The sequence below is a fragment of the Bacillus sp. XB1 genome (genome assembly GCF_053557995.1).
This window is the reverse complement of sequence record NZ_JBNRIL010000002.1, coordinates 887,086-899,684: the sequence shown is the minus strand read 5'-3', so window position 1 is coordinate 899,684 and position 12,599 is coordinate 887,086. Positions and strand designations below refer to the sequence as shown.

General features: G+C 36.6%; 9 protein-coding genes. All 9 read right to left on the bottom strand.

What is annotated here, in order from left to right:
• On the bottom strand, nucleotides 1–1,353 hold the full coding sequence (gene murD / locus ACK1U5_RS20070; protein ID WP_069605181.1) for a UDP-N-acetylmuramoyl-L-alanine--D-glutamate ligase: 1,353 nt from the start codon (nucleotides 1,351–1,353) through the stop codon (nucleotides 1–3).
• Nucleotides 1,354–2,328 carry a phospho-N-acetylmuramoyl-pentapeptide-transferase gene (gene mraY / locus ACK1U5_RS20065; RefSeq protein ID WP_000893060.1) on the bottom strand — a complete coding sequence of 325 codons (975 nt, stop codon included), beginning with the start codon at nucleotides 2,326–2,328 and terminating at the stop codon, nucleotides 1,354–1,356.
• A gap of 22 nt (nucleotides 2,329–2,350) precedes the next feature.
• Entirely contained in the window at nucleotides 2,351–3,826 is a 1,476-nt protein-coding gene (gene murE / locus ACK1U5_RS20060; RefSeq protein ID WP_000766316.1) for a UDP-N-acetylmuramoyl-L-alanyl-D-glutamate--2,6-diaminopimelate ligase, read from the bottom strand.
• Between the two features lie 184 nt (nucleotides 3,827–4,010).
• Nucleotides 4,011–5,927 (bottom strand): stage V sporulation protein D, encoded by a 1,917-nt coding sequence (locus tag ACK1U5_RS20055; protein WP_001266237.1) that lies wholly within the window; start codon nucleotides 5,925–5,927, stop codon nucleotides 4,011–4,013.
• 81 nt (nucleotides 5,928–6,008) lie between these two features.
• Nucleotides 6,009–8,156: a penicillin-binding protein gene (locus ACK1U5_RS20050; RefSeq protein WP_000739961.1), complete on the bottom strand. Its 2,148-nt coding sequence runs from the start codon at nucleotides 8,154–8,156 to the stop codon at nucleotides 6,009–6,011.
• A 21-nt stretch (nucleotides 8,157–8,177) separates the two neighbouring features.
• Complete coding sequence (ftsL, locus tag ACK1U5_RS20045; protein WP_000182804.1) at nucleotides 8,178–8,540, bottom strand: cell division protein FtsL; 363 nt, start codon at nucleotides 8,538–8,540, stop codon at nucleotides 8,178–8,180.
• A gap of 15 nt (nucleotides 8,541–8,555) precedes the next feature.
• Nucleotides 8,556–9,488 (bottom strand): 16S rRNA (cytosine(1402)-N(4))-methyltransferase RsmH, encoded by a 933-nt coding sequence (gene rsmH / locus ACK1U5_RS20040; RefSeq protein WP_000472508.1) that lies wholly within the window; start codon nucleotides 9,486–9,488, stop codon nucleotides 8,556–8,558.
• A 368-nt stretch (nucleotides 9,489–9,856) separates the two neighbouring features.
• On the bottom strand, nucleotides 9,857–11,473 hold the full coding sequence (bshC, locus tag ACK1U5_RS20035) for a bacillithiol biosynthesis cysteine-adding enzyme BshC (protein ID WP_000403027.1): 1,617 nt from the start codon (nucleotides 11,471–11,473) through the stop codon (nucleotides 9,857–9,859).
• Between the two features lie 79 nt (nucleotides 11,474–11,552).
• Nucleotides 11,553–12,437: a 2-dehydropantoate 2-reductase gene (gene panE / locus ACK1U5_RS20030; protein WP_002101275.1), complete on the bottom strand. Its 885-nt coding sequence runs from the start codon at nucleotides 12,435–12,437 to the stop codon at nucleotides 11,553–11,555.
• Nucleotides 12,438–12,599 lie beyond the last annotated feature (162 nt).

Genomic DNA, 12,599 nt, shown 5'->3' with positions numbered 1-12,599 from the left:
TTATATAAGTTTATGCACAGCTTGTATAAAAATGTCTCCTCTTTCTTCAAATGTTTTAAATTGATCCCAGCTTGCACACGCTGGAGAAAGAAGAACGACATCGCCATCTTGAGAATGAGCATAAGCTTTCACCACTGCTTCATCTAAAGTATCGACACTTTCAATTATATCTAATCCCGCTTTTTCTGCCGCTCTTACTAGTTTAGGAGCTGTTTGTCCAAATGTTACAATCGCTTTTACATTTTTGAAATACGGAATTAAATCATCGAATTCATTTCCGCGATCAAGCCCACCTGCTAGTAACACAATCGGTTGTGTAAACGCAGATAGTGCTTTCTCAGTCGCTAACATATTCGTTGCTTTTGAATCATTATAAAACTTACGGTTGTTAATCGTTGTTACATATTCTAAACGATGTTTTACACCCGTAAAACGTTTTAACACGACCGTAATTGCTTCATTAGAAGTACCTAATAATTTCGCAATACTCATCGCAGCTAAAATATTTTCTAAATTATGTTGACCAGGTAAAACGATATCGCTTACTTCAACAACTTTTTCACCTTTGAAATAAAGAGCGTTATCTTTTATACACGCGCCATCTTCAATTTCTTTCGTTGTCGAAAACAGGATTTTTTGACCTTTAGAATACGCAGACAAAGCCATCACATCTGCATCATCCGCATTTATTACACTATAATCATTTTCTGTTTGGTTTTTAAAAATATTTGCTTTCGCTAAACCATATTCTTTCTTCGTCCCATGATAATCTAAGTGGGCCTCAAATAAATTTAAAAACGCAGCAATTTTAGGTTGGAACAATTCTACTCCCATCAATTGAAATGATGAAAGTTCTGTAACTACAACTTCATTTTCTTTTGCATCCTGTGCTACTTCACATGCTACAGTGCCAATGTTCCCTGCAATTACAGGATGCTTTTGTCCTTCTTTTAGCATTTCAAATGTCAGCATTGTCGTCGTCGTTTTACCGTTAGACCCCGTAATCCCAACAAATGGTGCTTCTGAAATACGATATGCTAATTCAACTTCCGTAACAATCGGAATTTGCTTTTCTTTCGCAGCAACTAATATTGGATTAGAATACGGGATTCCTGGATTTTTTACTACAAGAGAAATATTTCTCTCTAATAATTCTAAAGGATGACCACCGCATACAACGTCCATTCCTTTTGCTTGTAATTCTGCAGCAAGTACATTCTCTGCTAAAGGCTTTCCGTCATTTACAATAACATTTGCCCCTAACTTTTGTAACAATGTAGCTGCTGCATAACCACTTTTTGCAATGCCTAATACAAGAATATTCTTATTTTGAAATTCAGTTACAGTTTTCAATTACATCCACACCCCGATATAAATTCCTAACACAGCTAATAAAAATCCTGCAGACCAAAACGTCACAACAACACGCCACTCTGACCAACCACATAATTCATAATGATGGTGTAATGGACTCATTTTAAAGACACGTTTTCCTGTTGTTTTAAATGAAATGACCTGAATGATAACCGATAAAGTTTCCATTACGAATACTCCGCCGATAATTACAAGTAGCAATTCTTGTTTTAATAAAATCGCTACAGCTGCAATGGCTCCACCTAAAGCTAATGAACCTGTATCTCCCATAAACACTTTTGCTGGATTCGCATTGAATACTAAAAATCCAAGTACAGCTCCTACAACTGCCATACAGAATATCGCCACTCCAAATTGCTCTTGTGCCACAGCAATAATACTAAATGCTCCAAATGCAATAGCAGCTGTTCCTGATAATAAACCATCTAAACCGTCAGTTAAGTTAACTGCATTTGATCCACCAATAAGCATAAATAGTACAAGTACGAAATACGCCCAACCTAATTCAAACTTAACATCCGTTCCCGGAATCATGATGTATGTGTGGAACGCTTGCCCTTTTCCAATTAAAAAGAATGCAATAGCAATAACAAGCTGACCTACTAATTTTTGTTTTGATGTTAAACCAAGATTTCTCTTCTTAACCACCTTTATGTAGTCATCTAAAAATCCAATCAAGCCGTAACCAAACGTCACTAATAGTAATAACGAAACCTCTGCACCTAAATAATTAAACTTAATCGCCATAATAAGTGAAGTTACCATCATAGATACGTATATGACGATACCACCCATTGTCGGTGTCCCTGATTTTTTTTGATGTGACTTTGGTCCCTCATCACGAATACTCTGTCCGAACTTTAATTTTCTTAAAAATGGAATAAACAATGGCGAAAGGGCAACAGAAATTAAGAATGCTACCCCAGCCGTTACTAATAAACCTTGCTCAAGCACATGTAGTCCTCCTCTCACGTTGTTACTCTTCGTTGCTTAAACGCCCTTTAATTGCTTCTTTAGCAACTTCACGATCATCAAAATGATGAACTTCTTTACCAATAATTTGATACGTTTCATGACCCTTACCAGCAATAATAATGATATCATCTGCTTTCGCTTTAGTGATTGCATGGTGTATCGCTTCTTTTCTATCAATAATCACTTCATAATTTTTCCCACTTGCACCATGTACCATATCATCTAAAATAGCCGCTGGATCTTCACTTCTTGGATTATCTGATGTGTAAATTGCATGAGTTGCATATTTTGTTGCAACACTTGCCATTATCGGTCTCTTCGTTCGGTCCCTATCGCCGCCACAACCAACGATACAATACACATCACCTTTTGCAAATTGTTTTGCAGTTTTTAATACATTTTCTAAACTATCCGGCGTATGTGCGTAATCAACAATAACTGTATAATTTTGTCCTCCATCAACAACTTCAAAACGCCCTGGAACCCCAGCTAGTTCTTTTATAACAGCAATGATTGTTTCTAATTTCACACCCGAAACAAGTCCTGCTGCTGTTGCTGCAAGTACGTTATATACATTAAATTTACCTATTAATTTCATCGTAACATTTACACTTTCATATGGTGTGACAAGCGTAAATGTAGTCCCGCCACTCGTCATAACGATATTTTTTGCCATAATGTCACTTGTTGTATCAATACCATATGTTACAACTGTTGCTGCAGTACTTCTCATATACTCTTCTGTTACATTATCATCGCTATTCAGCACAGCGTACTTTTCACGATTATGGTTATAACTATTGCCAAGCTGTGCAAATAGTAACCCTTTTGCATGTTTATATTCTTCCATCGTTTTATGATAGTCTAAATGATCTTGTGTTAAATTCGTAAACACCGCTACATCGTAATCACATCCGTGTACACGACCAAGATCTAACGCATGTGACGAAACTTCCATTACCGTGCTGTCCACACCTTGTTCAACCATTTTTGAAAACGTCTGTTGAAGTGTTAGTGCATCTGGTGTTGTATTTTTCACCTCAAATGTTTCATCACCGATTTTCATATTAATCGTTCCAATTAGCCCTGTTTTATGACCATGTGCTCGCATAATCTCATCCATAATATGCGATGTTGTTGTCTTTCCATTTGTACCTGTAATTCCGATTAAATGTAACTTGTGTGTCGGTTGACCATAAAAATAATCAGCTAAAACCGCTAACGAACGAAAAGTATTTTTCACAAGTACAACTGGAACGTCAACATCAATTGGTCTTTCCGCAACAATAGCAGCCGCTCCTTGTGCCGCTGCTTGCTTAGCAAAATCATGGCTATCAACCGTATATCCTTTCATACATACAAATAAGCTTCCCTCTTTCACTTTACGTGAATCAGCTTCTATAGATGTGATTTCTGGATTTTCTTTTGGAACAACTGGAAAATCATGCAAACATGATACAAGTGTATGCAACTTCATTTCACTAAACCCTCTCTACATTGTTTATTTATCTTTTTTCAGTAAGCAACACATTACCTCCTATATAAGGAGGTAAGTGCTACTGACCTATTTATGAATGAGACACTTACTGTCTCAAATTAAGTAACTGTTCTATAAAGAACTCACTTCCACCAATTGTACCATAAAACGTACTATGTTACCTTTAATTCCCGAAGTAAATTCTAATTTTTGAGCCTTCTTTTACTTTAGCTCCCGCTTCTGGTGATTGTTTAATTACTTTCTCTCCATCTCCACTTATATCAAGCTTCAAATCGACGAGTTGTGTTTGTAAGTCTTTCTTTTTCATTCCAATTAAATTCGGAACTTCCACAGTTGGTGTATCGCCCCATTTATATTCTTTCTCAACTTGTTCTTTTCTCGGTTTCACTCCCATAACAGGAAGCGCATCTCGAAGGATATTCCCGACAATCGGAGCTGCTACCACTCCACCAAACTGTGTAACCCCTTTTGGATTATCAACAGCTACATACACAACAATCTCTGGATCATCCGCTGGAGCAAATCCGATAAAAGATACTATATAATTATTCTCTAAATATTTACCATCCTTCACCTTTTGAGCAGTACCCGTTTTTCCACCTACGCGATATCCATCAATATAAGCACCTTTACCAGAACCTTTCGCTACAACATTCTCTAATGCATAACGAACTTTTTCTGAAGTTTCCTTGGAAATAACTTTTCTTTTCTCAACAGGTGTCTTTTTACTAACAACTTGATTATTTTTCGGATCAATAAACTCCTTAGCTATATACGGCTGATACAATGTTCCACCATTTACAGCCGCCGCTACAGCTGCTACTTGTTGAATCGGCGTAACAGAAACTCCTTGGCCGAATGAAGTTGTTGCTTGCTCTACTGGACCAACTTTATCTAAATTAAATAAAATCCCACTGCCTTCACCTTGCAAGTCAATTCCAGTCTTCTGCCCAAAACCAAAATTACGAATGTATTTAAATAATCGGTCTTTACCAAGGCGATCACCAAGTTCAATAAATCCCGGGTTACATGAGTTTTGAACGACTTCTAAAAACGTTTGACTGCCATGACCTCCTGCTTTCCAGCATTTCAATCTAGCTCCACCTACTTCAGCTGCTCCATCATCATAAAACGTATCCTTCTCTAAGTCTACTAAATTTTCATTCAATGCTGCAGCTAATGTAATGATCTTAAATGTTGAACCAGGCTCATACGTACTCCATACAGGTAGATTTCTGTTATACACTTCTGGAGAGACACTTTGAAAATCCGCTGGGTCAAAACTCGGTCGACTAGACATCCCTAAAACTTCACCATTTTTAGGGTTCATTGCAATCGCAATCATACCGTCAGGATTATAAGTTGACTCCGCAATATTCATTTCTCTTTCCATAATCCTTGTAATACGCGCATCGATTGTTAATCCTAAATTTAAACCGGCTTCTGGCTTTTTGAAATCATCACCAACATTAGGCATCCTTTGTCCTTTCGCATCTGCAAAAAAACGCACATGACCTTTGTCCCCATTTAGCTCTTTATCATAATATTTTTCTAGTCCCATAAGACCTTGGTTATCGCTACCTGCAAAACCTAATACATGTGATAAAAAGTTTCCAAACGGATAGTACCGGATAGAATCCTCTGCGATATACACGCCCTTCAGACTTAATCCTCGTACTTCTTTCGCTTTGTCATGTGATATTTTCCTTCCGCCTTTATCTAACCTTACAATCGATTCTTTTTTTGTAATCCTTTTATAAATCTCATCTTTTTCCACACCTAATACTGCAGCTAACTTCTCTGCAGTCTCCGCTGGTTTTTCAATTTGCCTCGGTACAACAAAGACAGTTGGAGCACTTTTATTCGTGGCAAGTTCCACACCATTTCGGTCTAAAATTTTCCCACGCTCGGGTTCGAAAGTAATATTACGACTCCATGAATCTTTCGCACGATCCGTTAACATATTCCCAAGAAAAAATTGCACATATCCAAGACGAATATCGATAATCGTGAAAATAAGTATACCTGATATAAGTATAAAAATAAGTCGTTTTCTAACTGTTACATTTGATACACGCATATTGGAACAAGCCTCCCTTACGCCTAGCTTGTTCCAATATATGCTTGTACTTATTTAATTAGAACTTATTCTCTTTTACCATTACGGCTTTTCTGCTTCTTGCTGTGGTTCGAGTGGCGGTACGAGTGTGACACCTAATTCTGTACCAGGTTGTAATAATGTTCCTTCCGCCACACTTTGTTCTGTTACGTATCCTGTACCAGAAGGTTTCAAGTTAAGCTGTAATGTCTTCGCTAAATTCATAACATCACGCAGTGCCCATCCTTGTATATTTGGCATTGTAGGCTTATCTCCTACCAAGAAGACTCGGTCGCCTTTTAATGTTTGTTCAGTCGCTTTTGGTACTTGTTGCTGTACTTTCCCTTCACCTAGCACGATTGGACGAAGTTTTGCTTTATCAATCGCTTTCCCCGCTTCAGCCATCGTTTTACCATTTACATCCGGAACAGTAGTTTGTTGTTCTTTCAGATGTTTTTTCGGATCTTTAACTTCATTTGGCTTAATCTTTAAATACTCTAAACTATTTTTTGTTACATATTTAAAAATATCAGCTAACGGTTGTGCACCGTTCTCATCATCTTTTAATTTAGGCTGTTTAACAGCTACATACACAACAAGTTGTGGATCGTCCATTGGTGCCATACCTAAGAATGAGAATATATAATTCTGTCTCCCTGTCATATAGCCGCCTTTTCCATCCGGAATTTGCGCTGTACCTGTTTTACCACCAACTGAATATCCATCAATTTTATAAGCTGTCCCTGTACCTTTCGGAGATGTAACAACACGTTCTAATAATTGTCTTACTTGCGCTGCTGTTTCCTTTGTAACAGGTTTTCCTACTTCTTCTGGCTTATGTTCTAATTTTACTTTGTCTGTTATCGGATCTACAATTTTATCAATTGCATAAGGTTTCATCATTTTCCCATCATTTGCAATGGCCGTTGCAGCTTGTACAAGCTGAATTGGTGTTACAGTGGAACCTTGTCCAAAAGCTGTTGTCACTTGTTGTATTTGCTGATCAAATAAAATTGTATTCGATCCTTCACCTGATAAATCAATGTTCGTTTTTTCATCTAATCCAAAACTATGAATATATTTTCGAAAACGTTCTGGACCAAGTTTTTGATCTCCTAAAATTGCAAACGCTACGTTTGAAGAACGCTCTACCCCTTCATCAAACGTGATAGAGCCCCAACCAGCACCACCGTTATGATCTTTTATTTTCCTATTTCCGACTTGATATGTCCCGGACTGATAATAATCTTGGCCTTTGTACACACCTTCATTAATAGCTGCCGCTAACGTGAAAATTTTCATTGTTGATCCAGGTTCAAATGCATTGGCAATTGCGTCATTATAAAAGTATTTATTATTCTCTATGTTCGGATCATAACTAGGTTTACTAGACATTGCTAATATTTTCCCCGTTTTCGGATCCGCCACAATTCCAATTAAACTTTCCGGCTCATAATGTTGACTCGCCGATTTCATCGCGTCTTCTAAATAACTTTGAATACGTTGATCCATTGTCAAATATACATTATCTCCATTTTTAGGTGCCTTCACATTCACTTTCCCACCGTCAAGAGATACCCCCCTACGATCGCCTGTATAAGCTACCTCTCCATTTGAAGCTCCTAAATATTTATCCAAACTTTTTTCTAATCCAAATTGACCTACTGCAATTCCATCTTCATTCGGTTTCGCATGCCCTATAACATAAGATGCGAAATCACCATTTGGATAAACTCTCGCATTTTCGGTAATAAAAGAAACCCCTGGCAATTTCAATGCTTCTATTTGTTCTTTCTTTTCTTTCGTCAAGCCCTTACCTATCTTCCCAAATTCCACTTGACTTTTATCTTTATTTAACGTCGCTAAAATATCCTCTTCGCCTTTTCCAAGTACTCCTGCAATTTTCTTTGCAGTATCTTCTTTATTCTCAACTGAGTTAGCACCTTTTAGTGCAGCTACCATTTTGTAAGAGTTTGCGTCTTGCGCTAACACATGACCGTTTTGATCATAAATGGTTCCTCGGTTCGCTTCAAGAACTCCTTTTTTACTATGCTTTTGTTTAGCAAGTGCATCTAAATCCTGATTATGAACTGTTCCTGTTGATTGTATGTAAAAAAATCGGGCTAATAACAGCAAAAAGAGCAGGAGGAAAAATATCATAAAATAACCTGCTCCCTTATTGGTATGAAATTTAGTCATATTCTTCTTCATCGTTCCTTCACACCTATTGCCTTATTTGAGGCCTTTCACATTATTCGCATTAATTTCTAGCCCGTGTTTTTTTGCAACTTCAGCGATTCGTTCATAGCGACTTAACTTCTCTACTTCAGCTTGTAATTCTTGATTTTCTTTTTGCTGCTGTACAATTTTTTCTTCTATCGTCGCTGCTTCTACATTAACTTGATAAAGGCCTGCTTTATTTCCAATAAACGCGACACAGGCATACAATAAAAAGCCAATAAACGCTACATACAACAGTTTTTCGATTCTTGTAATTTTCGCTTTAACCTTCGGCTTAGCCATCTGCTGTGGGGGCGTTTGAATTTGCACCTCTTCTTGCGCTTGTTGTTTGTACTTTACAGCTAAATTAGTCATACCTCTCTCTCCCTTTTATCGTTTTTCAGCGATTCTCAACTTCGCAGAACGCGCACGATTATTTTCTTCTAGCTCTATATCAGAAGGTAAAATCGGTTTTCTTGTAATAAGCTTTAATTTCGGCTTAAATTCATCAGGAATAATCGGTAATCCTGGCGGCAATTGTGGCGTTGTACTATTTCGCTTAAACGTTGTTTTACAAATACGATCTTCTAATGAATGGAATGTTATAACACTAACTCTTCCACCTGGCTTAACCATCTCAATAGCAGATTCCAATGCTTCTTCAAATACTTTTAATTCATCATTTACAGCTATACGAATTGCCTGAAACACTCGCTTAGCAGGATGCCCACCCGTTCTACGAGCTGGAGCCGGAATACCTTCTTTAATTAGCTCTACTAATTCTCCTGTCGTTTCAATAGCTTTATTCTCACGATAAGCTTCAATTTTTCTTGCAATTTGTTTTGAAAATTTCTCTTCACCGTATTGGAAGAAAATCCTTACAAGTTGTTCATATGACCAGCTATTTACAACATCATACGCTGTTAATGGGGCATCTTGATCCATCCGCATATCTAGCGGTGCATCATGATGATAACTAAAGCCTCGTTCTGGTGTATCTAATTGTGGGGATGAAACACCTAAATCAAATAAAATACCATCTACTTCTGTTATACCTATTTCCTGCAGTTTTTCAGCTAAATAACGGAAGTTACTCTTTACTGTTATAAACTGTTCACCGTATGAAGAGAACTTTTCTTTCGCGTTTTGAATCGCTATCTCATCTTGATCAAACGCTATTAATTTTCCACCTTCAGTTAATTGGGATAATAAATAAGAACTATGTCCTCCTCCCCCCAGTGTACAATCTACATATGTACCATCTGGCTTTATATCTAAGCCGTCTACTGTTTCCTTTAAAAGCACTGTTACGTGTTTAAACATTGTTGCACCTACTCTTTTTCCAATTAATTATGTTGAATGTATCCCTTCCTCTAAACACATATTTCACGCTTAGAGAATGAAATAATACGAAAGAACGACTCATTTAACTTACCAACAAAGGCAACATACTATACAAATCGCTATTTTCTTTTATTATATACTAAATTTTATCATCTTTTGCGGGAATTTAAATAAAAAACTGTCGAAAAAGCGAATAATACGTTTACATTTTGTGCTATTTTGTCATATATTTAAGTATCCAACACAATTGCCATATCTAACATTTTTTGATTGATAATTCAGAAAAAAATCACTTCACAGTAAATTCAACGGAATAAAAATAAAATCCTGCTCCAAAGAGCAAGATTTTATAGTTTTATAACATGATGTTTTCCGTCCCAAGAAAAAGGGTTTTCCATTACACGATCAACGAAATCCAAACCAAACTGATTTAAATAATAACATACATTCCACACACGTTCTTGCGGCGCACCTAATGGACGAAGTGCGAATTGTATACGGCGGAATTTATTTAGCTGAACCTCATACTTTTTCTCAACATTTCTTTTCAACATTCTTTCCAACAGTTCAATTTGTTCATTAATTTTCAATTCGTTTTTCCCTGCAAACGCACCTAACCCTGGCTCTATTTTCTTTACAAATTGCTGTAAAGATGTATGAATATCGGCAATTTCTTTTTTCGCCTTTTCAAAATGATCATCAATCGGTTCCTCTATTTGATTAGACAACCAGTTTTCACGCAGTTTATCGACATCATTTAAAAACGGATCAATTTCTCTCAATTGCAGATCGAATAAATCTGTCGCTATATCTCTCTCCACATAAGTAATTGTAAGACGAGGAACGACAGGTGGCATTTGAAAACCGACAGTATGGAATACTTGTTGTAATTCACTCCAATAAGCTAATTCCCCTGGACCTCCAATAAATGCGAGCGTAGGAAATACATACTCTTGCATAAGAGGACGTGTTACAACATTATTACTAAAACGTGCCGGATTTCTCTCCATCTCTTCAATCAACTCTTCGTATGAAAAGGAATGCGCCCCATCCTTTCCAACAAACTTACCTTGATGCTCTTCAAGCAATACTCGTTCATTATCTATTTCCATGAATATATGCACTGCATGAGACTTCGTTTCAATAATCGGTTTGTATCCTAGTTCTTTAATTACTTCCTGCTGATTACGAAGGCCCTCTTGTACCTCTTTATACTTACTTATAATTCGCTTGAAAAATGGAATTTCTAACTTTCTTAATTCAGGATGATGTGAATCAACAAGGATTAAACCAGAATTAGCAAAGATTTTCGTAATAAGATGAGCAAAGAAATCTACATACGTATTCGATTTTTTCAAAGCATCATCAACAAATTTTAATACATCTTTTGTAAAATTTGTTTCTGGGTATGTTTTAAAAATCTCTTCAATCCAATTTCTACAATCTTCAACAGAAAGTTCAGACTCAGAAGCACTTGCCTTTTTCGGATTACGGTCATAAAAAATAGTTTTTTTCATCTTTTTATTTTTCGCTACAAAAGTATGATTAATCTCATCCATATCATGGTCTTCACCCGCAATCCAGAAGACAGGGACAACTTTAACTCCTAAACTTTCTTCCTTTTCCTTTGCAAGCTGTAAAATTGAAATAACTTTATGAATTGTATAAAGCGGTCCAGTTAATAACCCCGCTTGTTGTCCAGCTATAACAACATATGTATTTTCATCTCCAAGCGCTTTTACATTTTGAAGTGTAGATTCTCCCGCTTGTAATTTTGTATTATATTCTAATAAATGCGCTACTAAATCTTGGCGGAAAAACTCCCTTTCACGCAAATCATGTAAACGTTGTTTAAAAGCATCTTCTGTTAACATATAATCAAAACATGACTGTATCTCTTTTTTACCGTTCATATAGTCCGCTACAATACCTTGTTGCGGAACAGAGATTTCTTTTATCTCCATATAATTCTTCCTTTCGTATCCAGTTCTCTCACCAATCCACATTGTAGTCAATGTTTCACGTAAAAGCAAAGAATAACACTTATACTCTTGTTTCTAAACCTTTTATTGCATCGAACAAAAATTGAAGTGTCGGAACTGGTCGTTGCTGTTTCTTAGCTTCTTCTAATACATATCCAACAATCGCATTAATTTCCGTCTTTCTACTCGCTCTTACATCCGCTAGCATAGAAGATGTATTACGAGACGTTCCTTCACACACATTTCGTACCATTTGCCATACCATTTCTTTTTCTCCTCTAATAAGAAATGCTGCCTCCTGAAACACTTGCTCCATCATTTGATAAAAAAAACGATTCGTGATTAATTCACCATTCTTAACTCCCAATAGTGCTGTCAACGGATTGATACATACATTTACTACTAATTTTTTATGCATAATCTCTTCCCAATCCGTTTCTATTTGAACTGGAAAATAAGCAACAGGAAAATAATTGAATATTTTTTTAAAATGTATAGATTGACCACAAACCACTCCAAATTTTGTTACCCCTATCCCAGTATGATGAACGATATGCCCTCCCTCTTTTTTCGCACCATGTTCTACAATACCAACAGCTATATTTTTACTCCCTATGTTCAGCATCTTTTGAAGATGCGACATTCCGTTTTGCAAAAAGATTAATGATGATGCCCCTTCCACAAACGGTAGTACGTCATCTATATGATATTGCTTCACAGCAATAAATATATAATCTAAATTTTGCGCTACCATACTTTCTATCGGTAAAACAGATGGATATACTGTTTCACATCTTCCATCTCTAATACAAGTTACACCTGTTTCATTTAATTCTTCAGCTTGCTTAGCTGTTCTTGTAAACAACGTAACATCTTGGTTATTTTTTTGTAAATAAAATGTATACAATAGACCAATAGCACCTGGTCCGACAATTCCAATTTTCATTTTCACACAAGGAATTCACACTAAGTGCCCTTGCCTTCCCCCCTTTATATCTTTTTAAAGCACCTGAGCACGCCCTATAATTCCGCTGTCCTCTGCCCAACAAATATACTCTCATTTTTCACTATGTATGTACCACCTATTAATACGCTTCTACTCTTAGTT

What these genes read in the sequence shown, in the direction of transcription:
- murE (WP_000766316.1), bottom strand. Translation starts at nt 3,826, where the DNA reads ATGAAGTTGCATACACTTGTATCATGTTTGCATGATTTTCCAGTTGTT.
- ACK1U5_RS20055 (WP_001266237.1), bottom strand. Translation starts at nt 5,927, where the DNA reads ATGCGTGTATCAAATGTAACAGTTAGAAAACGACTTATTTTTATACTT.
- ACK1U5_RS20050 (WP_000739961.1), bottom strand. Translation starts at nt 8,156, where the DNA reads ATGAAGAAGAATATGACTAAATTTCATACCAATAAGGGAGCAGGTTAT.
- ftsL (WP_000182804.1), bottom strand. Translation starts at nt 8,540, where the DNA reads ATGACTAATTTAGCTGTAAAGTACAAACAACAAGCGCAAGAAGAGGTG.
- rsmH (WP_000472508.1), bottom strand. Translation starts at nt 9,488, where the DNA reads ATGTTTAAACACGTAACAGTGCTTTTAAAGGAAACAGTAGACGGCTTA.
- bshC (WP_000403027.1), bottom strand. Translation starts at nt 11,473, where the DNA reads ATGGAGATAAAAGAAATCTCTGTTCCGCAACAAGGTATTGTAGCGGAC.
- panE (WP_002101275.1), bottom strand. Translation starts at nt 12,437, where the DNA reads ATGAAAATTGGAATTGTCGGACCAGGTGCTATTGGTCTATTGTATACA.